Raw genomic sequence first — 26,603 nt, 5'->3', positions numbered from 1 at the left:
GGCAGATGACGACCGCAGTGTCTAGCAAGATGACCCCCGACGTCCGCAACGGGATCGATTACAAGGTGGCCGATCTGTCCCTGGCCGAGTTCGGCCGCAAGGAGATCCGCCTGGCCGAGCACGAGATGCCCGGCCTGATGGCCCTGCGTCGCGAGTACGCCGACGTGCAGCCGCTGCAGGGTGCGCGCATTTCCGGCTCGCTGCACATGACGGTGCAGACCGCCGTCCTGATCGAGACCCTGACCGCTCTGGGTGCGCAGGTGCGCTGGGCGTCGTGCAATATCTTCTCCACCCAGGACCATGCCGCCGCGGCCATTGTGGTCGGCCCGCACGGCACCGAGGACGAGCCCAAGGGTGTCCCGGTGTTCGCGTGGAAGGGCGAAACCCTGGAGGAGTACTGGTGGGCGGCCGAACAGATGCTCACCTGGCCGGGTGAGCCCGCGAATATGATCCTCGACGACGGCGGTGACGCCACCATGCTGGTGCTGCGTGGCGCGCAGTTCGAGAAGGCGGGCGTGGTCCCGCCCGCGGATGAGACCCATTCGGCCGAGTACACGGTGTTCTTGAACCTGCTGCGTGCCAGCCTCGACGCCGATAAGGGCAAGTGGGGTCAGGTCGCCGAGGCGGTGAAGGGTGTCACCGAGGAGACCACCACCGGGGTGTTGCGGCTGTATCAGTTCGCTGCCGCGGGTGAGCTGACCTTCCCGGCGATCAATGTCAACGACTCGGTCACCAAGAGTAAGTTCGACAACAAGTACGGCACCCGCCACTCGCTCATCGATGGCATCAACCGCGGCACCGATGTGCTCATCGGTGGCAAGAAGGTGCTGATCTGTGGTTACGGCGATGTCGGTAAGGGCTGCGCGGAATCGCTTGCCGGACAGGGTGCGCGTGTGCAGGTCACCGAGATCGACCCGATCAACGCGTTGCAGGCGCTGATGGACGGCTACGACGTCGTCACCGTCGAGGACGCGATCGGTAGCGCCGATATCGTCATCACCTCGACCGGCAACAAGGACATCATCACCCTCGACCACATGAAGGCGATGAAGGATCACTCGATCCTGGGCAATATCGGCCACTTCGACAATGAGATCGATATGGCCGCCCTGGAGCGTTCGGGCGCGACGCGGATCAATATCAAGCCGCAGGTCGACGAGTGGACCTTCGCGGAGTCCGGTAAGTCGATCATCGTGCTGTCGGAGGGTCGCCTGCTCAACCTGGGCAATGCCACCGGCCACCCGTCGTTCGTCATGTCCAACAGCTTCTCCAACCAGGTGATCGCGCAGATCGAACTGTGGACCAAGCCCGACGAGTACGACAACGAGGTCTACCGCCTGCCCAAGCACCTCGACGAGAAGGTCGCCAAGATCCACGTCGAAGCCCTCGGTGGCACGCTGACCAAGCTCACCAAGGACCAGGCCGAGTACATCGGCGTGGACGTGGAGGGCCCGTTCAAGCCGGAGCACTACCGCTACTGAGCGGATTTGCCCGCAGCAGTGCGTAATTCGGCCGGTCACCCGCGAGGGGGACCGGCCGAAGTCACTACTTGATGCAAATGTTCAGAATCGGAATCCACTGTCCACCCGCAATGGTGCACAGCCCGGCCTCCACCAGATCTCCGGACCCGGACGAATCGGCCGACCCGGATCCGGCCGATCCGGATCCGGCAGACCCCGAATCGGCCACCGGCACAGCGGGTTCGAGCGCCACCGGTGCGGCGGAAGCGGCGCCCGTGAACCCCACACCCGCGGCGATGGCGAGGGTTGCGATGGCTATCCGGGGAAGATGCCGTGCGACTGCGATTTTCATGAGCGCTCCTCATTGGTGGAATGGGTGCGTCGCACTGTACTGATTGTGAAGCGGTAGCGCTTCAAATTGAAGGTGAAAGAACTCGGCCGGTCACCTCGAAGGTGACCGGCCGAGTCCTCATTTCCGCGCCCTGGGGTGCACCGCCTCCGCAGCAGGCCGTGTACCGGCGCCGAAAGCTGTTCGGACTACTTCGAATAGCCCCGGGGCAGTGGCATTCCCTTCTCCGCCATCACCTCTCGTGCCCGGTTCGGGTAGTCGGTGATGATGCCGTCGACGCCCTGGTCGAGTACCAGGCCGATGGCTTCCTTGTCGTTGACCGTCCAGGGGATCACTTTGATGCCGAGTTCGTGCGCCTTGGCCACGTATTCGGCGGTGGTGGTCAGCGTGAAGTTCACATCGGTGACCTTGACATCGCTATCCCACGGATTGACGTAGCTCGGCGAAGAGATATCCGCACCAAGGGCTTTGATCGCGCCCAGAGGGTTGTCGACGTAATCCTCGTACTTGATCGGGCCGAGCCATTCGCTGCCCGCCTTGAAAGTCGAGTCGTCGTAGAGCGCGACCGTCGGGATGGCCGGGGCCTTGGCCTTCACCAGCGGCAGGCTGCGCCAGTCGAAGCTCTGAATTTCCACCTTGTCGGTGGCACCGGCGTCATTGACCGCGGCGAGGATGACGTCGACGAACTCCTCGGGGGTGGCCGACTCCTCGCGGTTCTCTGCCTCGATCTTGGTTTCGATGTTGTAGCGCAGGTCCTCGAACGCGCCCGGATATGATTTCACCAGATCGAACAGCTCGGGGAGTCGGGCGATCCTATTGCCCGGAAGTTCTTGCGCCTCAGGGAAGTTCTCCAGCTTCCTGCCGCAGTCGAGGGTCCGGACCTGGTCATAGCTGAGATCGTGGACCAGCTTGCCGACATACGGGTACTGCGGATCGTCCGGGAAGGCCGCGGCGGTATCGGTGCACTTATCGTCGTCGATCTTCGGGTCGTGCCAGATGAGCGGGACATTGTCCTTGGTGAGCACGATATCGAGTTCGAGTGTGCTGACGCCCAATTCGATCGCCTTGGCGAAACCGGGCAGCGACTCCTCGACGGTCATCCCACGCCCGCCGCGATGGGCCTGCAGATCGAACGGGCGATTCGGATCGACGCTCACCCGTGTCGGCGAGGTACTCGACGGCGAGGAACTCTGCTCATCGGAGCCGCAAGCGGTCAGTCCGACAGCGGCAACCGCGACGCCGAGGACGGCGACTGCCCGCCTCATCTTCGTTGACTTGGCGTGGTTGGAGGTCATGGTCGGAAGGGTAGCAACATTTTGGCTACTTTCAGACATTGAACTACTTTCGGTCATTTAAGCGGTGAGCTGCACCGGACCGCTCGATTGTCGGCCACACCCGGTACTCTCGCCGCCATGGGTGCGCTGGTTGCGGTAGAGGGGCTCGACGGTGCGGGTAAACGCACGCTCACCGACGCCGTCCTGGCCGATCTGCACGCGCGCGGACTGCGGGTGGCCACGCTGGCCTTCCCGCGCTACGGCCGCTCGGTACACGCCGATCTGGCGGCCGAAGCGCTGCGCGGTGGACACGGTGATATCGCCGCCTCCGTCAATGCCATGGCCCTGCTGTTCGCCCTCGACCGCGCCGACGCGCGCGAGGAACTCTCGAAACTGTTGATCGACAACGACATCGTGCTCCTCGACCGCTACGTGGCCTCCAATGTGGCCTATTCGGCCGCTCGGCTGGAACAAACCGCGCGGGGTGAAATCGCCCGCTGGATCGAAGAATTGGAGTTCGGGCGTTTCGAACTACCGGTCCCCGATCTCCAGGTTCTGCTGCGGGTTCCGACCGAGGTGGCGGAGGAGCGAGCGCGCAAACGTGGCGAAGCGGATGCGACCCGAACGTTGGACGCCTACGAAAAAGACGGCGGACTACAGCGGCGCACCGCTAGTGTCTATTGCGAACTAGCCGAAACTCACTGGCGTGGACCGTGGTGGGTGCATCGGAGCGGTGACGATCCGGCAACGCTGGCCGCGCGTCTCGCGGAAATTATTGCTGGATAAGGTTGGATGTGCGCCGGACATATCACGACTGTCGGCGAGGCGACCCGTTCAGAGCCGGAAGGGTGACACCATAGTAGTTATGAAGCCGAAGATTCTGGTCGTCGACGACGATATGGCGCTCGCGGAGATGCTCACGATCGTGCTGCGCGGCGAGGGATTCGATCCCCATGTGGTCGGAGACGGCACGCAGGCGCTCACCGCTGTCCGGGAGCTGCGCCCGGATTTGGTGTTGCTGGATCTAATGTTGCCCGGCATGAACGGCATCGATGTATGCCGGGTGCTGCGCGCGGATTCGGGCGTGCCGATCGTGATGCTGACGGCGAAGACCGATACGGTCGACGTCGTCCTGGGTTTGGAGTCGGGAGCTGACGATTACATCGTCAAGCCGTTCAAGCCCAAAGAACTGGTTGCTCGGGTGCGTGCTCGCCTGCGCCGCACCGAGGAGGAGCCCCAGGAGCTGCTCTCGATCGCCGATATCGTCATCGATGTGCCAGCGCACAAGGTGACCCGCGGCGGTACGCAGATCTCGCTGACTCCTTTGGAATTCGATCTGCTGGTGGCGTTGGCCCGCAAGCCGCGTCAGGTGTTCACCCGTGAGGTGCTCCTCGAACAGGTCTGGGGATACCGGCATGCCGCCGATACCCGCCTGGTCAATGTGCATGTCCAGCGGTTGCGCGCCAAGGTGGAGAAGGATCCCGAGAACCCTGAGATCGTGCTCACCGTGCGAGGTGTTGGGTACAAGGCCGGACCGCCGTGATCGCTGGCTCCAGAAACCGCCTCGAGCGGTGGCTGGCGGTGGTAGTGGCCTGGTTCCGCAATGTCGGAGAGCAACTGGGCCACATCTGGCGGCGTTCGCTGCAATTGCGCGTCGTCGTGTCCACACTCACCCTGTCGCTGATCGTGGTCACGATTCTCGGAGTCGTGCTCACCTCGCAGATCACCGACCGGCTCTTGGACGCGAAGATCAACGCGGCCGTCGAGGAGATGAGTCGCGCCCGCAATACGGTGCAGAGCACGCTGACCGGGGTGCACGATTCGAGCACCCCGCTGGTGCGGCTCGACGATGCCCGCCGCGCGCTGTCCACGGGCAGCAGCAGCGGCGGAAGTGGCGGTGCGGCGGGCTCCTACGACTCGGCGCTGGCCATGTACGGCGACAATCACCGTGAGCTGACCGCGGGACCGATTCAGGAAATCCCCCCGGAACTCCGGCATTTCGTCCAGTCGAATCAGGTGAGCTACCAGTTCGCAACCGTCGCCGATCCGGACGGCTACCGCGGCTCCGCGCTCATTATCGGTAGCCCCTCCTCGGATATCGATTCGCTGGAGATCTATCTGATCTTCCCGCTCAGCAATGAGGAACGCAGCCTGGCGCTGATGCGCGGCACCATGCTCATCGGTGGCGTGGTGCTGCTGGTATTGCTGGCGGCGATCACCGCGCTGGTGACCCGCCAGGTGGTGCTGCCCATTCGTTCGGCCGCGCGCATCGCCAGTCGTTTCGCCGACGGCCGCCTCAAGGAACGCATGCTCGTCCGTGGCGAGGACGATATGGCGCGACTCGCCATGGCATTCAACGAAATGGCCGAAAGCCTGTCCAACCAGATCACGCAGCTGGAGGAATTCGGAAACCTGCAGCGCCGCTTCACCTCCGATGTCAGCCATGAGCTGCGCACCCCGCTCACCACCGTGCGCATGGCCGCCGATCTCATCCACGGCTCCAGCGACGAACTCGATCCGGCGCTGGCCCGCTCCGCGGAACTGCTCGTCAATGAACTCGATCGCTTCGAGGGCCTGCTCAACGATCTGCTCGAAATCAGCCGCCACGACGCCGGTGTGGCCGAACTGCAGGTGGAATCGCTCGACGTGCGCATGTGCGCGCGGGCGGCGGTCTCCACCGTGCGGCATCTGGCCAAGGAATCCAGTATCGAACTGGTGGTGGATATGCCGGAGGAACCCCTTGTCGCCGAGGTGGATCCGCGCCGGGTGGAGCGCGTACTGCGCAATCTGCTCGCCAATGCCATCGACCACAGTGACGGCAAACCGGTCCTCATGCGGATGCGCGGCGACCTCGACGCCAATGCCGTCGCCATTGTGGTGCGCGACCAGGGAGTCGGCCTGCGCCCCGGCGAGGAGAAGCTGGTCTTCAACCGGTTCTGGCGCGCGGACACCTCGCGCATGCGACGGTCCGGTGGTACCGGTCTGGGCCTGTCCATCAGCGTGGAAGACGCCAACCTGCACGAGGGCAAGCTGGAGGCGTGGGGCGAAATGGGCGTCGGCGCCAGTTTCCGGCTGACGCTGCCCCTGGTGCGCGGCCGCAAACTGGGCACCAGCCCGCTGCCCCTGGAACCACCCCGCAAACGCGGTGGTTCACTCGCCGAGCCTCCACTGCCCGAGGTGATTACGGGAGAGAATCCGGTGGTGACCGATGGTGCGGCGGGCGAGATCCGCGCCGATCCCGCCGCTGCCAACCCGCCGACGGATGCGGCCGGACCGCGGACCGATAGCTGGTCGGCGGTGACTTTCCCGGTACCGGGTTCGGCCCAGGCACAACTCGATTCGCCCCGGACCCACCCTGATTCGACCCCGCCCCACCCTGATTCGACCCCGCCGCAGGCTGATTCGACCCCGACACCGGAGCGTGGCGGTGCCGACGACTCCGATACCTCCCGCCGGGACGGCCCGCCGCCGACCCGGCGGGCCGGCCGCGATCCCGTCGCGGATGGCGAAACGACCGGACCGGACATTCCCGACGTACTCGCCGATTCAGGGGATGGGAAGTCATGAGCAGGCGCGGATCGAGTCGGCTGACGCTGCTGGCGGGCTGCCTGCTGCTGCTCGTCGGCTGCGCGCAGCTGCCGGACTCATCGGCTCCGCAAGCACTCGGCACCCTGGATCGGCAGGCCACCAGCTCCGATCCGCTGCCGCCCATTGTCGGTCGCGAACCGGAGGCGCTGCTGCAGGATTTCGTGCAGGCCACCGCGGATCCGGCCAATCGGCATCAGGCCGCGCGTCAATTCCTCACCCCCTCGGCGGCGGTCAACTGGGATGACTCGGCAAGTACCACCATTACCGAGAAGCCGGATACGCTGCGGGAGTCGCGCACCGACACCACCGCCACCTATGTCGTCCGCACCCGCAAGATCGGTGAGCTGGAGGCCGACGGTTCCTACCGCGTCAGCGAGGGCACCCTCGAGGACAAGGTCAAACTGGTGAAGGTCGACGGCGAATGGCGCATCGACGACCTGCCTACCGGAGTCCTGGTGGAGCGCACCGCGTTCAACAAGTCCTATCAGCGGCATTCGCTGTACTTCAGCAATCAGGCCGGGACGGTGATGGTGCCCGATCTGCGCTGGATCGCCGCGCCCAAGGACCAGCTGACCCAGAAGTTGTTGGGGCTCATCACCGAAGGCCCGCAGCCCGCACTCGCCCCCGCCCTCCGGAATGTGCTGTCCGGGCCGGTCACCCTGCGCGGGCCGGTCAGCAAGGCCAATGGCGACCCCGACAATGTGGGTGTCGGCGCGGGCGGTGTGCTGATCGACTTCTCCGGCGTGTCCACCCTCGACCAGCGTGGTCGCGAACTGTTGGCCGCGCAGGTGGTGCTGACCCTCTCCGGGGCCGAGATCTTCGGCCCCTACCTGCTTTTCGCCGATGGTAAGCCGCTGGACGAGCGCTACGCCGTGAACGGCTGGACCCGCCAGGACGTGGAGGCGCTGAGCCCGGCCGCGTTGGCGCGCAATCGACTCGGACTGCACGCGGTGCGCGACGGTTCGCTGGTGCGGGTCACCGACAATGGCATCGTGCCCGCCTCGGGCTTCTTCGGCACCACCCGCACCCTGCAATCGGTGGCCCTGTCCCCGGACGGCCAGGTGGTCGCCGCGGTCGCCGATTCCGGTCGGCCGGATCCGGAGCCGGGTCGCACCCTGATTATCGGCACCTACGACGGTGTCGGGTTCCCGGTGGCCACGGGCGGCACCATCACTCGACCGTCCTGGACCTCCGACGGCAGCTCGGCGTGGGCCGTGGTGGACGGTGAGCGGGTGGTCCGGGCAATTCACGACCGCAATAGCGGCAATGTCTCGGTGCAGGACATCGATGTCTCGGAATTCACCGCACCGGCGACCAATCCGAGCTCCACGCTCACCCCGCGACTGCCGATTACCGAATTGCGGATTTCCCCCACCGGCGTCCGCGCCGCCGTCATCGCGGGCGGCAAGGTCTATCTGGCCGTGGTGGCGCCGCGCGGTGACGGCCGCTACGCCCTGACCTCGCCACTGCCCATCGCGCCCGAGTTGAGCACCCCGGCGGTTTCGCTGGACTGGTACACCCACAACACCGAGATGGACAGCATCTTGATCGTCCGCGAGGGCAATGTGGACCCCATTGTGCGGGTGCCCATCGACGGTTCCGGATTGCAATCGGTGACCGCGCAGAACCTCACCCCGCCGCTGCGCGTGGTGGCCGCCTCCCCGGACCGGCAGTATGTGGCCGATGCCCGCGATGTCATGGAGCTGACCACCAGCGCCGAAGGCGGCGAGCGCTATTGGCGGGTGGTGCCCGGGCTCGGGGCCAACGCGATTCCGGTATTACCCGGCTGAGCCCTGTGGACCCCGCGCCGACAGCCGTCCGAATGCCACCGGGCTAAACACCCAATTCCCACGGTTCGCGGTGATAACCCCGGTCAAAGCCACGATTTCGGCGCACACTGGGGGCATGGGGGAGTTGTTCGAGCTCATATTGCCGCGTACGTGCTGCGGCTGTGGGATGAGCGGAACCAGTTGGTGTGCGGACTGCGCGGACGCGTTGTCCGGACCGCCGATACGGGTGCGGCCACGGGCCGATCCCGGGGTGCCGTGCTGGGCGTTGACGACCTACTCCGGTCCCGTCCGGCGGGCGGTGCTGGCCGCCAAGGAACAGCACCGCCGGGAACTGGCGACACCGCTCGGGATAGCGGCGGCCAGGGGGCTGGATCTCTTGCGGGACAGCGGTAGACCCCTCGTTCTGGTGCCCGCGCCCAGCCGCCGCGGTGCCGCACGCCGCCGCGGCGGCGATCCCGTGGTGCGAGCGGCGGGCGTCGCAGCGAGTTGGCTACCCGATTGCCGAGTGGTGCGGCTTTTGCGCTCGACGCCGGGAGTCCGGGATTCGGTCGGGCTGTCCCGGGACGATCGCGAGCACAATCTGCGCGGTCGGATCATTGTCGCGCCGCCCTCCCGTAGCAGTGTCCGAATTCCGGCAAACGCCGAGGTAGTGCTGATGGATGATGTCTTGACCACGGGTGCGACGGCGTGCGCTTCGGTACGCGCTCTGGCTGGTGCGGGAGTGCCGGTCAGAGCCCTACTTGTGACCTGTCGCGCTTGACTGACAGAAATTCGCGGGAAGACTGGCGGAAGGGTCGCTGGCGTACTACCGTCGCGATCAGACACCCGAACCGAGAGTTTGGAGGTGGCGCCTCGGACATCACGTGCCGAGCGGTATTTCGATCGGCACACGTTTCAATCCCGCCGCACGAGCGGATTTGTGCGGCCAGATCTGGGAGGTACGCGTGACGACTTCTTCACGACCTTCAGTGACAGACGCTGATATTGCGATTCTGGATTCGACTGTCTCCGACGAGCCCACCCCGGCTATGCGGGCCGATGTCGTTGTCAAGGGACGTAATGTCGAGGTCCCTGAACATTTTCGAATCCACGTCGCGGACAAGCTTTCTCGCCTGGAACGCTTCGACCCGTCGATTTTCCTCTTCGACGTCGAACTGTTCCATGAACGTAACCGTCGTCAACGCAAGAGCTGCCAGCGAGTGGAGATCACCGCGCGTGGCAAGGGCCCCGTCGTCCGGGCCGAGGGCTGCGCGGACAGTTTCTATGCCGCTCTCGAACTAGTCGTCGCGAAATTGGAAAGCCGATTGCGCAAAATGAAGGACCGTCGCAGGGTCCATCATGGGGAGAAGACGCCGATTTCGGTGGCCGAGGCCACCGCCGGTCTGATCGACGATTCACTGTTCACCTCGTCGAACGGCAGCGCCCCCCACGCCCACGATCACCCCGCCGAGGCGGTGGAAGGCCAGGATGACTACGTCGGTCCGGGCCATATCGTGCGCACCAAAACGCACTCCGCCATCCCGATGTCCGTCGATGACGCCCTCTACCAAATGGAGCTCGTCGGCCACGACTTCTTCATGTTCCAAGACAAGGAGACCGACCGACCGTCGGTCGTCTACCGTCGCCACGCCTTCGACTACGGCCTCATCCGGCTCGCATAGTCCACGGGTGTAAACCCCCTCATTCGCGTCGACCGGGGTCACCAGGCCCCGGTCGCTAGCTGTGACAGGGTGTATCGCCTTTCTTCTTACCGTCGAGTAAGTTGGATGGCCAGGCTTTCTCGAAAGGAATCCCCATGGCCACCAATGCTGCTCGCCGTGCCGTCATTGTCTCAGGGGCTCGGACGCCTTTCGTGCGGGCGTTCTCGGATTACACCCGGATGGACTCCATCGACCTCGCCGATACCGCGGTGCGCGGACTACTGGCGCGAACCGGACTGCCCAAGGCGGCCGTTCAGGCCATCGTGTGGGGTGGGGTGATTCTGCCCAGTGGCGCGCCCAATATCGCGCGGGAGATCGCGCTCGATCTGGAACTGGATCCGGGGTGCGAGGGATACACCGTCACCCGCGCGTGTGCGTCCGGACTACAGGCCGTCACCTCTGCCGCCGCCGCTATCGAGCGCGGCGAGTACGACATCATGATCGCCGGTGGCAGCGATTCCACCAGCAATGCCGAGGTGAAACTTCCGCAGAAGATGGTGCACGCGGCCGCGCCGCTGGCCCTGGGCAAGCCCAAGCCGAAGGATTACCTCGCGGCCGTCGCGCAGCTCGCGCCATTCGTCGATCTGGTACCGCGGCGCCCCAAGATCCAGGAGCGGACCACCGGTGAGGTGATGGGGGAGTCGGCCGAGAAAATGGCTCGCATCCACGGTGTTTCACGGGCCGCGCAGGACGAGTTCGCGGCTCGCTCGCATCACCGCGCGGCGGCGGCCATCGAGTCCGGGCGGTTCGACAGCGAGGTGTTGTCGCTGACCACGCCCGAGGGCACGACCGTGACGCGCGACGGTCTGGTGCGGCCGGGGACCAGCGTGGCGAAACTCGCTACCCTCGCACCGGTTTTCGAGAAGAACGGCACAGTCACGGCGGGTAATGCCAGCCCGCTCACCGACGGCGCGTCCGCAGTACTGCTCATGAGTGAGGAGAAGGCCCGCGAACTGGGCTTCGAACCCCTTGCCGCCTTCAAATCGTGGAGCTACGTCAGTGTCGATCCGCGCGACCAGGTGCTCATCGGCCCGGCCATTTCCATGCCGCGCGCCCTCGACAAGGCCGGAATGGCATTGAGCGATGTCGATTTCGTCGATATCCACGAGGCGTTCGCCGCCCAGACCCTGTCCGTGGTCTCGGCCCTGGGCAGTGTGGACTGGGCCAAGACCCGCCTCGACCGCGATACCGCCGTCGGCGATATCGACCCCGACATCCTGAATGTCCACGGCGGTTCGGTCTCGCTCGGCCACCCCTTCGGCGCGACCGGTGCGCGCATGGTCACCACCATGGCCAATGAACTCGCCCGCACCGGTAAATCGACCGCATTGCTGGGTATCTGCGCCGCGGGCGGTATCGGCGCGTCGGCGGTGCTCGAGCGAGTCTGACCGCACCCGCGGGGGCGGCCCGATATGGGGCGGCCGGTGTGTTTCATACCTCGATACGGGGCCCGAGGGTTTCGCGAGCGCCCGATTCGGGCATTCGATCGCGACGTATCTTTCGGAGGGGCGAGCATGACCGCGCTTATGACAAAGCCAGTCGGTAGGAACACAATCGCCGCCGCCATAGTGGTCGGTGCGGCGGTTCTCGCGACCGCGGGGCCCGCGATGGCCCACCCTGTTCTCTCGGCGCCGACCGATCAGGCGCCCGCGGTCGAGACAGATATCCGGCCGATCGTAAACGACCATGAGCGCTACGCCGGTGAGCGCTTCCGGGTACACGGATTGGTGTACTCCAATGCCGCGGTGTGGACGCTGGCGTTCGTCACCGGCGGCCCGACCGAGTACTACACCCTCGATGGCGCGCGGGTGGAATTGACCGGCGACGGGAGCCGCAGCGTATCCCAGGGCGATATCTTCACCGGCGTCATGACCATCACCGGTGCGCAGGGCGTCAGCGATCCCGAAGTCACCCTGGACGAGGTGACGGTCATCGGTCGGGGGAGCAGCTGAACCGAGGCGGGTGGGGCTACTCCCCCTTCGCATCTCAGCCGCGGTCGGTGTAGCGCCCCCAGTGCACGGCCGCGTCGAGCGGACGGCGATCACGCCAGCCGAAGCGCTCCAGATCCGGAATCCGCTGGAACTCGTCCACCGGGCCGACACACAGCCAGGCCACCGGCCGCACGCCTGCGGGGACCCCGATCAGTTCGGCGAGGAACGGGGTGTCGTAGAAGCTCACCCAACCCACGCCGACGCCCTCGGCGGTGGCGGCCAACCACAGGTTCTGAATAGCCAGAATCGTTGAGTAGATGCCGGTTTCGGGCACCGTGGCACGGCCGAGCACATGCGTGCCGCCACGCGTCTGATCGTGGGTGACCACAATGCCGGTGCCCGACTCGACAATCCCCTCGATCTTGATCGGATCGAAGGTCCGCGCCCGATCCGCCGGCAGTGCCTCGTGGAATTCCCGCCGCTTCTCGGCCACATGGTCCGCGAAGGTCCGCAGGGTCCGCGGATCGCGCAGCACCACGAAATCCCACGGCATCGAATTGCCGACGCTCGGAGCCCGGTGCGCGGCATCGAGGATACGCAGGAGGGTGGTGTCGTCGACGGCCTCCCCGGTGAACTCCGCGCGCACATCGCGGCGCAGGCGGATCACGTCATAGACGCTGAGACATTCGGAGGGGGCGATCGGACCATCAGCACACACGCGCTCTAGTGAACCAGGAGGTTTGCTGGCGAGCGCGGGCGGCAGGTCATTCCTTGCTCGCCCAGCCCTTGGCCATCCCGGGATGCCCCCGCCTTCGTCGTCATCCCGGGATGGCGCGCTTCGGGAAGGGTCAGTGCGCGAGTGCGGGTTCCCGGCGGCGGGTAATCCGGCGGCGGCCATCGTTCAGCGCGGTGCGCAGCCCGCGGCGGCGACCGGTGGCCGGGTCGATGGTGGCGACGCCGCCGAACGCCTTCTCGGATTTGGTCTCCGGGGCATCATCGGTGGTGTGCCGCAGGTACTTATTGGGCAGTGACAGCTTCATGATGGTGCGCCACGACTTGGCGTACTGCACCGGCAGCGAACCCTCGGTGTAGGGCAGGTCGTACTTCTCGCACATGGCCCGCACCTTCACCGCGATGGAGCGCAGCCGGTTCGACGGCAGGTCCGGGAAGAGGTGGTGTTCGATCTGGTGGCTCAGATTGCCGCTCATGAAGTGCATGAGCGAGCCACCGGAGATATTCGCGCTACCCAGCATCTGGCGCAGGTACCACTCGCCCTTGGTCTCGGTCTCCACATCGCGGCGGGTGAACTTCTCCGCACCGTCAGGGAAATGCCCGCAGAAGATGACCGCGTTGGTCCACACATTGCGAACCACATTGGCGGCCAGGTTGGCGGTGAGGGTGCCGAAGAACGCCGGTCCGGTCAGCAGCGGGAACAGCAGGTAATCCTTGCCCGCCTGCTTGCCGATCTTCTTCAGCACCAGTCGGCGGTCGGCCTCGAACTGCAGGCGCTCCGGGCTGCCCGGCGCCCACTTCTTCTTGGCGACCTTTCCGAGTTCCAGATGCTGGATCGCCACACCGTATTCGAAGAACATCTGCAGCAGCAGGTTGTAGGCCGGCTGGCCGAGATAGAACGGCGACCACCGCTGATCCCGGGTGACGCGCAGCAGGCCGTAGCCGATGTCATCGTCCATACCGAGCACATTGGTGTACTTGTGGTGCAGGAAGTTATGGGTGATCTTCCAGTGTTCGGACGGACCGGCGTTATCCCACTCCCAATTGCTGGAATGGATTTCCGGGTCATTCATCCAGTCCCACTGGCCATGCATCACGTTATGGCCGATCTCCATATTCTCGATGATCTTGGCCGCGCCCAGTAGCGCCACGCCCGCGAACCACGCGGGCGGGAAGAGACTCGCGAACAGCACGCCGCGGCCGCTGATTTCGAGGCCGCGCTGTAGCCGGATCACATTGCGAATGTATTTGGCGTCGCGCACGCCCCGAGAGGATTCGATTTCGCGGCGGATGGCATCCAGCTCCGCGCCGATCGCTTCGACATCCTCGGGGGTGAGGTGCGCGTATTCCTTGACATCCGAGATCGCCATGCGGGTTACACTACCGTAGGTTACGGCTCCGTAGGTTACGAGCGATCGAATCTCTACCGTGTCGAACGCCGCATTGCGTTCGACACCTGTATCTGCTAGTGCCCCTAGCGATTACGGCGCAGGAAGCGCCGCAGCGAGCGGCCCTGCTCGCTATTGCGAGCCTTCTCCTGCAGCAGTGCCTTCTCGACCCGAGCCTTCTCCTGCAGGGCCGCTTTGGCCTCGCGCAGCACTTCCTTCTCGTGCCGCGCTTTCTCCTTCAGTGCCACCTTGGCCTCGGCCAGCGCCGAGCGCAGTCCCTGTCGTTTACCCGTCACCGGATCCACGATCGGCCAATGGTGCGCGGCCAGCCATTCATCACTCGGAAGGTGTTCGGCGAGCCATTCATTGCTCGGCATGGACGGCATTGCGGGCATAGAAGGCATCGACGGCATAGTGGGCAGGCTGATACCCGCGAACTTGCGCTCCGACGATGTCTCCGGAGCATCATCGGCGGTGCGCTTGAGGAATCGATCCGGCAGCGCCAGCTTGTGAATGGTGCGGAAGGCCAGCATGTACTGCTTACCCAGCGAACCGGTGGTGTAGGGCAGATCGTACTTATCGCACAGTGCCCGCACCTTCACCGACATTTCCGGATACCGATTGCTTGGGATATCCGGGAAGAGGTGATGTTCGATCTGGTAGCTGAGATTGCCGCTCATGAAACCCATGACCGGACCGGCGTCGAAATTGGCGCTGCCGAGCATCTGGCGCAGGTACCACTCGCCGTGCGTCTCGTTCTCGAACTGCTCGACGGTGAATTTCTCGGCCCCGTCCGGGAAGTGGCCACAGAAGATCACCGCGTATGCCCAGAGATTGCGCACCAGGTTCGCGGTCGCGTTCGCCTTCAGTGTCTGCTTCCACGCGGGACCGGTGAGCGCCGGGAAGATCACGTAATCCTTGGCGATCTGCCGGCCCGCCTTGCGGTAGAACTCCTTGTTCGGCTCCGAGAACGCCGAACCCTTCTCGGGAATCCCGGCCTGTTCCTTGGTGATCGACAGATCGTGGAGCGCGATACCCCACTCGAACAGACCCGCCAGCACCAGATTCGCCACCGGCTGCGCCAGATTGATCGGGCGCCACTCCTCGTCGCGGGTCATGCGCAGGATGCCGAAGCCCACGTCATGATCCATATCGACGATATTGGTGTAGGTGTGATGGGAGTAGTTGTGCGCGTGCTTCCACTGCGCCGACGTCGCCGTCATATCCCACTCCCACGTGGTGGAGTGGATCTCGGGATCGTTCATCCAATCCCACTGCCCGTGGCTGATGTTGTGCCCGAGCTCCATATTCTCGATGATCTTCGCGACCGAGAGCAGCGCCGTACCCGTCACCCACGCCCAGCGCTTCTTGCTGGCGAAGAGGGTGGCGCGGCCCGCGGCCTCGAGCATGCGCTGCGCGGCAATGGATCGGCGGATGTATTTGGCATCGTGCTCACCCAGGGAGAGTTCGACGTCGCGTCGGATGGAGTCGAGCTCCTGTCCCAGGGTTTCGATATCGGTCGCCGTCAGATGGGCGAACGCCTTGATGTCGGTGATGGCCACCGGCGGTCCTTCCGTGATTCGATTGACCCCGAGCCGGGGCGCGAGTCGCAGGTCGCGCCGTATGCGGCACCGTGCTCGACTGCCCTCGAGCGTACAGGCGTCGGGTCAGACATCCAGGGTGCAGTCACCGGCGGCGGCCGAGATACACGTCTGTACTTTATCGCCCGCCCGGTGCTCATTGCCGTTTCTCAGATCCCGCACGTGCCCGTCGGTGATGGTCAGCACACAGGTCTGGCAGATGCCCATCCGGCAGCCGAACGGCATCTGCACACCCGCGCACTCACCGGCCTCCAGCAGGCTGGTCGCACCATCGATCTCGACCGTGCGACCGGACTTGCCGAAGGTGACCTTGCCGCCCTCGCCGACGGCGGAGCGCTCGATCTCGAACCGCTCCACGTGCACATGGTCGGCGATACCGGCGGCCGCCCAATGCTTTTCGATCTCGTCGAGCATGCCCGCCGGACCGCAGGCCCAGGTCTCGCGCGCACGCCAGTCCGGAACCCGCTGATCCAGATCGGCCAGCGCGAATTTGCCGTGCTCGCCGGTGAAGTGCAGATCGGCGGTGAAACTCGGGTGCCGGTCGTGCATTTCGCGCAATTCCTCGCCGAACATGACGTCATCGGCGGTGCGGGCGGAATGCAGATGGGTGACATCAGGGACCACACCGCGGCGCTCCATGGTGCGCAGCATGGCCATGACCGGGGTGATACCCGAACCGGCGGTCAGGAAGAGCACCTTCGACGGCGGCGGTTCGGGCAGTACGAAACCACCCTGCGGGGCGGCCAGGCGCACCACACTGCCGACCGGAACACCGGAGACGAGGTGGCTGGAGAGGAAGCCCTCCGGCATGGCCTTCACAGCAATCGAGATGAGCCGCTTGGATTTGTGCTGTGAATCTGCCCCTGACCCACCCCCGGTCCAATCCGGCGGGCAGGTCAACGAATACGACCGCCAATGCCAGCGACCCTCCACCAGCACACCGATACCGATGTACTGGCCCGGCTCGAATTTGAAATCGAAACCCCAGCCCGGCTTGATCACCAGGGTGGCCGAATCGGCGGTCTCCTTGCGCACCTCCACAATGCGGCCGCGCAGTTCGCGCGCCGACCACAGCGGATTCACCAGATGCAGATAGTCGTCCGGCAGCAGCGGCGTGGTGATTCGAGCCGCCGCGCCGCGCAATGCGTCGAGCCGGGTCCTGCCCGCCGTGGCCGCCTCGGCGACCGGGGCTTCCAGCCACTCACGCAGGCCTCGCACGGACAATCCCCCAGATTTCAAACCCATGGTGCGGACGTTCCTCTGTCGTCGTGCGCTGTGGCGCGGCGGTATACGGCTGGCCGCGGGCAGAGCGTCGTCGCTCATTCGCGGCGCGGTGATCGCGCGTCCCGCGGAGCTGTCGTGTTGCTCCGCGCGCGTCGTCACTCAAGGTTACGGCATCGTAGGTTACGGGGCAGGGAAGGCCATGGGAAGAGGCTCCTCCCGCCATTCCCCCGTCATTCCGGCATGTTTCTGGCCGGAATCCACCGCAATCAGCGCAGGTGCCGTGCGGTGTGGATCCCGGCCAAAAGCACGCCGGGATGACGAGCTTTGCCCGCGCCGGGAAGACGAGCTTGCCGGGGTCCTTACAGCAGGTCCAGCAGGAACGGCACTTCCTGAGTGGCGTACCAGGCCAGTTGGTGGTCCTCGGCGTCACCCAGGACGAATTCCGCGTCCGGGTCGCCGAGATCGGCGGCGTCGATGACATCCACGGCCTTGGCGACGGCCGGTTCGGCGTCGATCAGGTCCACATGGACCGACGCGATGCTGTCGTAGGGGATCGGTCCGGACAGTCGCACCACGGCGTCGTCGAGATCCGGGCGCAGGATGACATCGGTGATATCGGCCGCTATGACGGCGCGCCGGAAGACCGGTCGACGCGAAACCGGGGCGGCGGGTGCGGGGGAGTCCGCGTCGGCGGGATCGAGGGCGTCGACGACCTCCGGTTCGCCGTCGCCGCGGAGTTCGACACCGGCCTGCGCATCGGCCAGCAGTCGCAGCGAGGCCCGCGCGGCCTCACCCATGGCGACCTCCGCCAATTCCTCGTCATCACCGGAGGCATAGGCCTCGCGCAATGCCGGGGTGACCGCGAACGCGGTGTCATTCATGGCCCGCAGCTCCCGATCCACGACCAGCTCCCGCAGCATGGCCACGGTGGCGGGCACGTAGACGCGTAGCTTGCCGGGTACGGCGCGGTGGGATGACTCACTGGACGCAGGCACCGAGCATCTCCTCCATCGACTCGTGCACCGACGCGGTCAGTACGCCGATATCCGCCATGGCGTCACGATCGGCATTGAGTCCGTAGAACACCCGCCCGTCGTAGGACGTGATCCCGATACTCAAGGCCTGAAAGCGCAGCAGCGGCGATACCGGATACATCTCCAGCATCCGCGCGCCGCCGATGAACATCGGCGTCTGCGGACCCGGCGCGTTGGTGATCACCAGATTGAACGTGTGTTCTGCGAAGGTACTCGCTGCCCGCACACTCATGGCATGCAGGCTCGCCGGGGCGAATCCGGCCATATGGACCAGGGTGCGGGCCCGCACCCCGCGCTGATGTTTGGTGTACACCTCGGTGGCGTGCTTGATATGCGCGAGCCGCATGGCCGGATTGGGTTCGCCCACCGGCAGATCCACCAGCAGTGAGGTGACCTCACCAGCGGGTTTCAGCTCACCGCCCGGGCCGTCGGCGTAGACGGACATGGGCACCACGGCGCGCAGTGCGGTGGATTCGGTGAGGACTTCGCCGCGGGAGAGCAGCCAGTTGCGCAGTGCGCCGGTGACCACGGCCAGGATCACGTCATTGATGGAGCAGTCGAATCTCCTGCGGATCTTGCGGTAGTCCTCGAGGTCGGTGCGCGCCACCTCGAAGCGGCGGTTGCGGGAGGTGCGGGTATTGAGCGGACTGTCGGGTACGCCGATGGCGGCCGCCCGGACCATCGACACCATCTTCTTGACGGCCTTGCCGGTGGCGTCCACGAAGGCGAAGGCCTCGGCGCCGGTGCGGCGCATGACGTCGAGGGCCTCGCGCGGCTGGGTGGCCAGGTGCGCGACCGCGCCGATGAGCAGTTCCAGGTCGGCGGGTTCGCGATGGGCGATCCAGGCGTCATCGGCGAATTCGCGCGGTGCCGCGGTGGTGTCGAGGATCACATGGCCGATTTCCAGCGCGGCGTCACCATCCACCAGCGCCGAATGGGTTTTGGTGAATACCGCGCAGCGGCCACCGGAAAGGCCTTCGACCAGGTACATCTCCCAGAGCGGGCGGGTGTGGTCGAGGGGGTGGGAGGACAGCCGCGCGACCAGGTCGAGCAATTGGGCGTCGGTGCCCGGTTCGGGCAGGGCCGACCTGCGAATGTGATAGGTGATGTCGAATTTCGCGTCGTCCACCCAGACCGGGCGGCCCAGCGTGAACGGGATCTCGCGGACCTTTCGGCGGTAGCGCGGAACCAGTGGCAGCCTGGTTTCCACCAAATCGATCAGTCGGTCGTAGTCCAGGGACTTACCGCTGGAATTGCCGGTCGCCGCCGGATTTCGCAGGATCGCCAGGGATCCGATATGCATCGGATTGCTGCTCGATTCGAGCCGGTAGAACGACGCGTCCTGCGGCGTCAGTCTCGTGATCACGCTGCCCGCTACTCCTCTATCCGATCCTCGACCCGCACTTATCCTGCCGCTCGAGTCGTCAGCGTGCGTGCCGGTTCCATGCGCAAGCGATCCGGATCACTGGGAAATGGGCCTCGATGCCCGCCCCCTTGCGTCGTCGTCGGGAACCCCTTCCCGGTGTGCGGGCGCAAGCCACAGCACGACAGACGTTCCCCATGCTACGCCACGCGCATTGAAATGGATTCTGCTGCAAGCTCATTCGCCAGCAAGTAGCTGACAGTTACTCCGGGCTTTTGTTCGCGGCCCGCCCCGTTCTGGACTGAGTGGAGCGGGGGGAGCGAAGCGGAGTAGCGGAGGGAGGGAAGAACGGGGTTACGAGGGCCGCGAACCGCCGGAGCGGAGCGGAGGCCAACGACACGGCACCGCCGGAGCGGAGCGGAGGCAATGGACAGAGCGCATACGATCGGAGCGGCATTACCATGGCAGTGGTTGCGCACCCGCGCGCCCGAAACCCTCCGGGGTAATAAGCCCGACACCACCGACCAGAGGACTGACAGAACCCGTGCCTGCGCTGACACTTTCGAGGTTGCTACGGATTGGTGAGGGTCGCACGGTCAAGCGGCTGTCGCATCTGGCGGACGAGGTCCTCGCCCTCGACGAAGAATTCGAGGCCCTGAGCGACGCCGAACTGCGCGCCAAGACCGACGAGTTCAAACAGCGCTACGCCGATGGGGAGACCCTCGACGAGCTGCTGCTCGAGGCCTTCGCGGCCGCGCGGGAAGCGTCCTGGCGCGTGCTCAACCAGAAGCCCTACAAGGTGCAGGTCATGGGTGCCGCGGCGCTGCATATCGGCAATGTGTCCGAAATGAAGACCGGTGAGGGCAAGACCCTGACCTGTGTGCTGGCCGCCTACCTGAACGCCATCAGCGGCGACGGTGTGCACGTGGTCACCGTGAACGATTACCTCGCCAAGCGCGATGCCGAGTGGATGGGCCGAGTGCACCGCTTCCTCGGTTTCGAGGTGGGCGTGATCCTGTCCGGGATGACCCCGGCCGAACGTCGCCAGGCCTATGCCGCGGAGATCACCTACGGCACCAATAACGAGTTCGGCTTCGACTACCTGCGCGACAATATGACGCACTCGATCGACGATCTGGTGCAGCGTGGGCACAATTTCGCCGTCGTGGATGAGGTCGACTCCATCCTGATCGACGAGGCTCGTACGCCGTTGATCATCTCGGGTCCGGCCGACGCCTCGTCGAAGTGGTACGCCGAATTCGCGCGCATCGCGCCGCTGCTGAAGAAGGACCTGCACTACGAGGTCGATATCAAGAAGCGCACCATCGGCGTGCACGAGGCGGGCGTCGAATTCGTCGAGGATCAGCTCGGTATCGAGAACCTGTACGAGGCGGCCAATTCGCCGCTGGTCAGCTACCTGAACAATGCCATCAAGGCCAAGGAGCTGTACCAGAAGGACAAGGACTACATCGTCCGCAATGGTGAGGTCATCATTGTCGACGAATTCACCGGCCGCATCCTCACGGGTCGCCGCTACAACGAGGGTATGCACCAGGCCATCGAGGCCAAAGAGGCCGTGGAGATCCAGCCGGAGAACCAGACCCTGGCCACGATCACGCTGCAGAACTACTTCCGGCTCTACAACAAGCTGTCCGGTATGACCGGTACCGCCGAGACCGAGGCCGCCGAGCTGCACCAGACCTACGGCCTGGGCGTGGTGCCGATTCCGACCAACCGGCCGATGGTCCGCGCGGATCAGGCCGACCTCATCTACAAGACCGAGGAGGCGAAGTACTCGGCGGTCGCCGACGATATCGCCGAAAAGCACGAGAAGGGCCAGCCGGTCCTGGTCGGCACCACCTCGGTGGAGCGCTCCGAATACCTGTCGAAGCTGCTGACCAAACGCGGTATCGCGCACAACGTGCTCAACGCCAAGTTCCACGAGCAAGAGGCGCAGATCATCGCCGAGGCCGGTCGGCCCGGCGGCGTCACCGTCGCGACCAATATGGCCGGTCGTGGTACCGATATCGTGCTGGGCGGCAACCCGGACATCATTGCCGATATCCTGCTGCGCCGTCAGGGCCTGGATCCGGTCGAGACGCCCGACGAGTACGAGGCCGCATGGCACGGCACCCTCGAGCAGGTCAAACAGCAGACCGAGGACGACGCCGAAAAGGTGCGGGAGGCGGGCGGGCTGTACGTGCTCGGTACCGAACGGCACGAATCGCGGCGTATCGACAATCAGCTGCGCGGTCGTTCCGGCCGTCAGGGCGATCCGGGTGAATCCCGCTTCTACCTGTCGCTGGGCGACGAACTCATGCGGCGCTTCAATGGCGCGGCGCTCGAGTCGATCATGACCCGGCTGAACCTGCCCGATGATGTGCCGATCGAGGCCAAGATGGTCTCGCGCGCCATCAAGTCCGCGCAGACCCAGGTCGAGCAGCAGAACTTCGAAATCCGCAAGAATGTCCTCAAATACGACGAGGTGATGAACCAGCAGCGCACGGTCATCTACGCCGAGCGCAAGCGCATCCTCAACGGTGAGGATATGGAGGGTCAGGTCCAGGAGATGATCACCTCGGTGATCACCGACTACGTGAACGCGGCCACCGCCGAGGGTTATGTCGAGGACTGGGATCTGGAGAAGCTTTGGACCGCGCTGAAGACGCTGTACCCCATCGGAATCGATTACCGGGACCTGTCCGGTGAGACCGAAGACGGTGAGTTCGGCGAGCTGTCCCGCGAGGAACTCCTCGAGGCAGTCCTGGACGACGCGCACGCCGCCTACGAGAACCGTGAAGCCGAAATCGACGGGCTCGCGGGCGAAGGCAGTATGCGCAATCTCGAACGCCAGGTGCTGTTGAGCGTTCTGGACCGCAAGTGGCGTGAGCACCTCTACGAGATGGACTACCTCAAGGAGGGCATCGGCCTGCGCGCCATGGCCCAGCGTGACCCGCTGGTCGAATACCAGCGCGAGGGCTTCGATATGTTCGCCGCCATGCTCGATGGCCTGAAGGAGGAGTCGGTCGGCTTCCTCTTCAACCTCCAGGTCGAGGTCCAGCAGCAGCCCGCCGGCGTGAATGTGGCCGCGGGACTGCAGTCCCCGGTCGGCAACCGTCCGCTCCCCACCGAGCAGCCCGCTCCCGCGGTCGCCAACGGTGCCCCCGCGGCGCTGCGCGCCAAGGGAATCGGCGATTCCCCGGGTGCGCGCGCCCTGAACTACTCCGGGCCGGATGAGGGCGGCCACCGGGCCGTGCACACCGCCGCCGAGGAATACGGGGACGGCGAGGCCGACACCGGCACCACCCGCCGGGAACGCCGGGAAGCCGCGCGCAGCCAGAGCAAGCACGAGAAGGCGCCGAAATCCAAACGCCGTCGCTGAGTCAGCTGAGCTGACGGTCGTGTGAACCGACGAATCGAGAATGGCACCCGAGCATTTCGCTCGGGTGCCATTCTCGTAGTGGGAGCTGCGCACCGTACCCAGGTGTGAGCACCGGTCGGTACGGCAGGGTGAGGTGCGTGGGCGTCATGAACCGGAAAATGGTGTGGCCCGGCCTTTTCGACACCTGTTCAGCCGGGGGAGAGAGGCGATGGTGAAACAAACGGCGATTGCCGCGATTGCCACACTGCTGTCGGCGGTGCTGTGGCACTTCGGAACCGGTCTACACCCCGTCGCCGGACTGGCCTTCCTGGCGCCGCTGCCCGTACTGCTCATCGCCCCGAGCATTTCCGCGCCCTTCGCCTTCCTCGCCGGAGCCCTGTCCTGGCTCGGCGGCGAAGCCCGAATGTGGCGCTACTTCACCACCACCCTCGAACAGCCGGTCCCCGTCACCGTCGCCCTACTCGGCGGCTCGGCCCTTGTATTCGGTGCGGTGATCCTGGTATTCCGGGCGCTGATGCTGCGTGACCGCCCGGGTTTGGCGGTGCTCGCCTTCCCCGCCGGGTGGGTGACGTTCGAATACGTGCTCTCCCTGGTCGGTACGACCGGAGCCTGGTGGAGCATCGCCTACACCCAGTCCAATGTCCTGCCCTTCATCCAGACCGCCGCGATCACCGGCGTGTGGGGCCTTACCTTCCTGATCCTGCTGGTCCCCGCCGCCCTCGCGGTCATGGCGAATGCCACCCGGCCGCAACGCATCCGAATAGCCGCCCCGTTGGCAGTCGTCGCGATCGCGGTAGCCGGCTTCGGCGCATGGCATCTCACCGCCGCCGACGAACAGCACACCGTCCGAGTGGGCCTCGTCGCCGTTTCCCAACCCCCCGAATACGTTCCGATCGACTCGCCCGCCGGTCACGACATGCTCACCCGCGCGATCGTTGAAATCGAACTACTCGCCGACCAGGGTGTCCGCGCGGTCGTGCTCCCCGAAAAAGCTTGGCGCGCAGAAGAATCGACCCTCCACCTGCTGTCGGACCGGTTGACGGAGGTGGCCGCCCGCCGCGACATCCACATAGTCGCCGGCCTGATTCTCACCCGCCCCGACGTCACCATCAACGCCGCTATCGCGTACCCCTCCGGCGTCAGCTATGCCAAGCACTACCTCGTCCCCGGCCTGGAGGAGGAGTTCACCGCCGGCACCGCCCACCAACTGGTCCCGGGTGAACCCTGGGCCCTGGCAATCTGTTTCGACCTCGACCGCCCCGGCCTGGTTCGCGAGAACCGCCGCCTCGACGCCACCCTGCTGCTGGTCCCCGCTCTCGATTTCACCGACGACCACTGGCTGCACAGCCGAATGGCGGTCATGCGCGGTATCGAATCCGGTGTGGGCATTGCCCGCGCAGCCCAATTGGGCGAACTGGTAGCCAGTGACTCGCGGGGCCATATCCTCGCGTCAGCGAGAACCGATATCGCCACCACCCGATCCGTCCTGGCCGATATTCCCCTGACCTCGACCCGAACCGTCTACGCCCGCTTCGGCGACTGGTTCGCCTGGCTCGCGGTCGGCCTGTTCCTCACCACCCTGGCCTGCTCCTTCGTTCGCCGCCGCCGCGGCCCGATCGGCTCGTGAATCCGGCCGGACGGGTGCGCTTTCGGGTCACGGTCCCCGCGACCCGAAAGCGGTATCGCCGACGATCAGTTAGTGACCGCGCCGAACGACGGTTGTGAGATGACGCCGAGCTGGTACTGGAAGCCGTCCGGGTGTTCGTCGCTCACCGGCACGGACCAGCGGTGCCAGAGGCTGCCGTAGACGGCGGCCACGATCAGGCCCGGTCCGGTATCGAGTACGGCGGTGCGGATGGTGGTGTCCACCGGAATGTCCTGATGCTCGATCAGGTGATTCGTGCCGCTGCGGCCGTTGGACAGGTTGAACCACACCACCTCGAGCTTGGCGCCGTCCTGGTTCGGCGAAATCGTTCCGGGTCCGCCGAAGAACCCGAACCGGAATCCGTCCATATCGAGCGCGATGCCCGATCCGTAGACGCCGGGGCCGTCGCCGCGTCCGATATCGGACTGTGCGGGAATCTGGAACGGCTGTGCCGGAAGAGCCACCTCGGTGGCGGTCTGTCCCGACGCGATCAACCGGCCCACGGCCTGCTCAGCGGCCGGATTTCCGGCCGCGGCCGCCTGTAGGCCGTCCATGGCGACGGTCCAGTCGAGCGTCGGATCGGCAGCGGCGGGCCCGCTGGCGAAACCGATAAATGTTGCCGCCGTGGCGACCGCCACGGCGAAACGATGAGTAAAGCGGGTTCTACGCATAATCAGATCTCCTCGGATTGTGCTGCACCGCATGCATATCGGGGCCGCATCTCGGCGGTCCCGACAAGGCATACAAACATCCGGGCCGGTCTGTGGATCGGGGACGCGCCGTATCCGGGCATTCTTTGTCGAGCATCCCGACACATCGGACGGACCCGGCGCTGTGCGGTTCACTCGGCGACGGTGCTCGAAATGGTCGACGGGGCCTGGCCGAATGCCGCGGTGGTCGCGGCGGCGACCGCGAGTAGGCCACCCAGCAGCAGCGCCGACTCCACGCCGAGCCGGTCGGTGATGAGTCCGCCGATCAGTGCGCCCGTGGCAATGGCCGCATTGAATACGCCGACGAAGAGGGCCGACACACTTTCGCGGGCGTCGGGGGCCGACGTGGCCAGCCAGATCTGGCTGGTGACCGATACCCCGCCGTAGGACAGTCCCCACACTGCCATCAGGAGACCCGCGACCGGTAGCGCGGACCCGAGCACCGGCAGCAGCAGCACCGTGGCCGCGAGCACCGTGGCAATGGCGACCAGGGTTCGGCGCGGGGAACGCACCGCGAGCGATCCGGCGGCGAATGTGCCTGCGACACCGGTGATTCCGTACACCAGCAGCAGTGTGCCGATCTGGCTCGCATCGGCCGCCGCCCGGTCCTCCAGCACCGGGCGGATATAGGTGTAGGCGGCGAAATGCCCGGTGACCAGGAAGGCGACCACGATCAGACCGGTACGCACCCGGGGATCTCGGGCCCGCCCCAGTGCCGCGCGCAAGGAAGTCGACCGTTCGGCAGGGAGATTCGGTAGCAGGACCACCATTGCGACCAGGACACCGAGCGCGAGCACGGCCGTGACGACGAAGGCCGCGCGCCACCCGATCAGCGCGCCGATGTAGGTACCCGCGGGAATACCCAGCACCGAGGCCACCGCGACGCCGCTGAATACCAGCGATGTCGCCGGGCCGACCGATCGCGACGGCACCAGTCGCACCGCCAGCCCCGCCGCGATTGCCCACACACCGCCCATACCGATCCCGACCAGCACCCGTGCGGCGGTCAGCGTGCCGAAATTCGGCGACCACGCGGTCCCCAGATTGCCGAGCACGACCAGCGCCATCAGGACACCCAGCATGAGACGGCGGTCGAAGCGCCCGCACCAGGCGGTCAGCAGCGGAGCCGATACCGCCGCGACCAGGCCGGTGACGGTCAGCGAGAGTCCGGCCGCACCCGTACTGATGCGCAGGGCATCGCTCATCGGCGTGAGCAGCCCGACCGGCAACATCTCCGAGGTGACCACCGTGAAGGTGCCACCGGCCAGGGTCACCACCCCGAGCCAGCCCCGCCTATCCGATGCCCGCGGCGAAAGATGCTGGGATGGAGGGGTATCCGCGACTTCCTCGACGTGACTCATAGCCTCCAGCCAAGGGGTCGCGGCGCCGGGAAACAACGGCGAAGTTCTCATGGTTCTATGAGCCGGGCTCA

21 protein-coding genes are annotated in these 26,603 nt (G+C 65.5%); 11 read left to right on the top strand and 10 right to left on the bottom strand.

The window, feature by feature from the left end; translation table 11 throughout:
* Positions 1-5: 5 nt before the first annotated feature.
* Positions 6-1,481, top strand: coding sequence for an adenosylhomocysteinase (ahcY, locus tag NU1_RS18580; protein WP_067523014.1), 1,476 nt, complete (start codon positions 6-8; stop codon positions 1,479-1,481).
* Between the two features lie 64 nt (positions 1,482-1,545).
* Here the strand turns inward: ahcY and NU1_RS18575 are convergent, their stop codons facing one another.
* Positions 1,546-1,812: a hypothetical protein gene (locus NU1_RS18575; RefSeq protein ID WP_067523013.1), complete on the bottom strand. Its 267-nt coding sequence runs from the start codon at positions 1,810-1,812 to the stop codon at positions 1,546-1,548.
* A 185-nt stretch (positions 1,813-1,997) separates the two neighbouring features.
* On the bottom strand, positions 1,998-3,074 hold the full coding sequence (locus tag NU1_RS18570; protein ID WP_084521574.1) for a glycerophosphodiester phosphodiesterase: 1,077 nt from the start codon (positions 3,072-3,074) through the stop codon (positions 1,998-2,000).
* Between the two features lie 147 nt (positions 3,075-3,221).
* Between NU1_RS18570 and NU1_RS18565 the strand changes: the two genes are divergently transcribed.
* The 8 genes from NU1_RS18565 to NU1_RS18530 all read left to right on the top strand — a co-directional run bounded on the left by NU1_RS18565 (position 3,222) and on the right by NU1_RS18530 (position 12,113).
* Complete coding sequence (locus NU1_RS18565; protein WP_067523069.1) at positions 3,222-3,869, top strand: dTMP kinase; 648 nt, start codon at positions 3,222-3,224, stop codon at positions 3,867-3,869.
* A 79-nt stretch (positions 3,870-3,948) separates the two neighbouring features.
* Entirely contained in the window at positions 3,949-4,626 is a 678-nt protein-coding gene (gene mtrA, locus NU1_RS18560; RefSeq protein WP_067523012.1) for an MtrAB system response regulator MtrA, read from the top strand.
* Positions 4,623-6,650, top strand: a complete 2,028-nt coding sequence (gene mtrB / locus NU1_RS18555; protein ID WP_245720187.1) for an MtrAB system histidine kinase MtrB — start codon at positions 4,623-4,625, stop codon at positions 6,648-6,650. The genes mtrA and mtrB overlap by 4 nt, the downstream gene beginning before the upstream one ends.
* Positions 6,647-8,461, top strand: coding sequence for an MtrAB system accessory lipoprotein LpqB (gene lpqB / locus NU1_RS18550; RefSeq protein WP_067523011.1), 1,815 nt, complete (start codon positions 6,647-6,649; stop codon positions 8,459-8,461). The genes mtrB and lpqB overlap by 4 nt, the downstream gene beginning before the upstream one ends.
* Before the next feature lie 115 nt (positions 8,462-8,576).
* A complete protein-coding gene (locus tag NU1_RS18545) occupies positions 8,577-9,221 on the top strand; it encodes a ComF family protein (RefSeq protein ID WP_067523010.1) in 645 nt (214 codons plus the stop codon).
* Between the two features lie 184 nt (positions 9,222-9,405).
* Positions 9,406-10,122: a ribosome hibernation-promoting factor, HPF/YfiA family gene (gene hpf, locus NU1_RS18540; RefSeq protein ID WP_067523068.1), complete on the top strand. Its 717-nt coding sequence runs from the start codon at positions 9,406-9,408 to the stop codon at positions 10,120-10,122.
* Positions 10,123-10,256: 134 nt separating this feature from the next.
* Positions 10,257-11,549 carry an acetyl-CoA C-acyltransferase gene (locus NU1_RS18535; RefSeq protein WP_067523009.1) on the top strand — a complete coding sequence of 431 codons (1,293 nt, stop codon included), beginning with the start codon at positions 10,257-10,259 and terminating at the stop codon, positions 11,547-11,549.
* Positions 11,550-11,687: 138 nt separating this feature from the next.
* Positions 11,688-12,113, top strand: a complete 426-nt coding sequence (locus NU1_RS18530; RefSeq protein ID WP_157552463.1) for a hypothetical protein — start codon at positions 11,688-11,690, stop codon at positions 12,111-12,113.
* Positions 12,114-12,147: 34 nt separating this feature from the next.
* Here NU1_RS18530 and bluB read toward each other — a convergent pair whose 3' ends face one another.
* From bluB to NU1_RS18500, 6 genes are all read right to left on the bottom strand, one after another.
* Positions 12,148-12,792: a 5,6-dimethylbenzimidazole synthase gene (gene bluB / locus NU1_RS18525; protein WP_067523067.1), complete on the bottom strand. Its 645-nt coding sequence runs from the start codon at positions 12,790-12,792 to the stop codon at positions 12,148-12,150.
* A 148-nt stretch (positions 12,793-12,940) separates the two neighbouring features.
* The gene (locus NU1_RS18520) at positions 12,941-14,194 is read right to left on the bottom strand and encodes a fatty acid desaturase family protein (RefSeq protein ID WP_067523007.1); all 1,254 of its coding nucleotides are present in this window, start codon (positions 14,192-14,194) and stop codon (positions 12,941-12,943) included.
* A 104-nt stretch (positions 14,195-14,298) separates the two neighbouring features.
* Entirely contained in the window at positions 14,299-15,774 is a 1,476-nt protein-coding gene (locus NU1_RS18515) for a fatty acid desaturase family protein (RefSeq protein ID WP_067523006.1), read from the bottom strand.
* Between the two features lie 105 nt (positions 15,775-15,879).
* Positions 15,880-17,058 (bottom strand): ferredoxin reductase, encoded by a 1,179-nt coding sequence (locus tag NU1_RS18510; protein WP_067523066.1) that lies wholly within the window; start codon positions 17,056-17,058, stop codon positions 15,880-15,882.
* 338 nt (positions 17,059-17,396) lie between these two features.
* Entirely contained in the window at positions 17,397-18,032 is a 636-nt protein-coding gene (locus NU1_RS18505; protein WP_371859806.1) for a DUF6912 family protein, read from the bottom strand.
* Positions 18,016-19,437, bottom strand: a complete 1,422-nt coding sequence (locus NU1_RS18500; RefSeq protein ID WP_067523005.1) for a WS/DGAT/MGAT family O-acyltransferase — start codon at positions 19,435-19,437, stop codon at positions 18,016-18,018. The genes NU1_RS18505 and NU1_RS18500 overlap by 17 nt, the downstream gene beginning before the upstream one ends.
* Before the next feature lie 541 nt (positions 19,438-19,978).
* Between NU1_RS18500 and secA the strand changes: the two genes are divergently transcribed.
* On the top strand, positions 19,979-22,816 hold the full coding sequence (gene secA / locus NU1_RS18495) for a preprotein translocase subunit SecA (protein ID WP_067523004.1): 2,838 nt from the start codon (positions 19,979-19,981) through the stop codon (positions 22,814-22,816).
* A gap of 208 nt (positions 22,817-23,024) precedes the next feature.
* Positions 23,025-24,443 (top strand): hypothetical protein, encoded by a 1,419-nt coding sequence (locus NU1_RS18490; RefSeq protein ID WP_067523003.1) that lies wholly within the window; start codon positions 23,025-23,027, stop codon positions 24,441-24,443.
* A gap of 65 nt (positions 24,444-24,508) precedes the next feature.
* Here the strand turns inward: NU1_RS18490 and NU1_RS18485 are convergent, their stop codons facing one another.
* Together NU1_RS18485 and NU1_RS18480 are read right to left on the bottom strand one after the other, a co-directional pair.
* Positions 24,509-25,132 carry a hypothetical protein gene (locus tag NU1_RS18485; RefSeq protein WP_067523002.1) on the bottom strand — a complete coding sequence of 208 codons (624 nt, stop codon included), beginning with the start codon at positions 25,130-25,132 and terminating at the stop codon, positions 24,509-24,511.
* 170 nt (positions 25,133-25,302) lie between these two features.
* The gene (locus NU1_RS18480) at positions 25,303-26,532 is read right to left on the bottom strand and encodes an MFS transporter (RefSeq protein WP_084521573.1); all 1,230 of its coding nucleotides are present in this window, start codon (positions 26,530-26,532) and stop codon (positions 25,303-25,305) included.
* Between the last annotated feature and the right edge of the window lie 71 nt (positions 26,533-26,603).

Origin of the sequence: Nocardia uniformis NBRC 13702, from assembly GCF_001613345.1 — a bacterium.
In the GTDB taxonomy this organism is placed as follows: Bacteria; Actinomycetota; Actinomycetes; order Mycobacteriales; family Mycobacteriaceae; genus Nocardia; species Nocardia uniformis.
This window is presented reverse-complemented; position numbering and strand designations above follow the sequence as displayed.

What these genes read in the sequence shown, in the direction of transcription:
- NU1_RS18575 (WP_067523013.1), bottom strand. Translation starts at nt 1,812, where the DNA reads ATGAAAATCGCAGTCGCACGGCATCTTCCCCGGATAGCCATCGCAACC.
- NU1_RS18530 (WP_157552463.1), top strand. Translation starts at nt 11,688, where the DNA reads ATGACAAAGCCAGTCGGTAGGAACACAATCGCCGCCGCCATAGTGGTC.
- NU1_RS18570 (WP_084521574.1), bottom strand. Translation starts at nt 3,074, where the DNA reads ATGAGGCGGGCAGTCGCCGTCCTCGGCGTCGCGGTTGCCGCTGTCGGA.
- NU1_RS18485 (WP_067523002.1), bottom strand. Translation starts at nt 25,132, where the DNA reads ATGCGTAGAACCCGCTTTACTCATCGTTTCGCCGTGGCGGTCGCCACG.
- NU1_RS18535 (WP_067523009.1), top strand. Translation starts at nt 10,257, where the DNA reads ATGGCCACCAATGCTGCTCGCCGTGCCGTCATTGTCTCAGGGGCTCGG.
- lpqB (WP_067523011.1), top strand. Translation starts at nt 6,647, where the DNA reads ATGAGCAGGCGCGGATCGAGTCGGCTGACGCTGCTGGCGGGCTGCCTG.
- NU1_RS18490 (WP_067523003.1), top strand. Translation starts at nt 23,025, where the DNA reads ATGGTGAAACAAACGGCGATTGCCGCGATTGCCACACTGCTGTCGGCG.
- NU1_RS18565 (WP_067523069.1), top strand. Translation starts at nt 3,222, where the DNA reads ATGGGTGCGCTGGTTGCGGTAGAGGGGCTCGACGGTGCGGGTAAACGC.
- NU1_RS18520 (WP_067523007.1), bottom strand. Translation starts at nt 14,194, where the DNA reads ATGGCGATCTCGGATGTCAAGGAATACGCGCACCTCACCCCCGAGGAT.
- NU1_RS18545 (WP_067523010.1), top strand. Translation starts at nt 8,577, where the DNA reads ATGGGGGAGTTGTTCGAGCTCATATTGCCGCGTACGTGCTGCGGCTGT.
- ahcY (WP_067523014.1), top strand. Translation starts at nt 6, where the DNA reads ATGACGACCGCAGTGTCTAGCAAGATGACCCCCGACGTCCGCAACGGG.
- NU1_RS18510 (WP_067523066.1), bottom strand. Translation starts at nt 17,058, where the DNA reads ATGGGTTTGAAATCTGGGGGATTGTCCGTGCGAGGCCTGCGTGAGTGG.
- mtrA (WP_067523012.1), top strand. Translation starts at nt 3,949, where the DNA reads ATGAAGCCGAAGATTCTGGTCGTCGACGACGATATGGCGCTCGCGGAG.
- NU1_RS18480 (WP_084521573.1), bottom strand. Translation starts at nt 26,532, where the DNA reads ATGAGTCACGTCGAGGAAGTCGCGGATACCCCTCCATCCCAGCATCTT.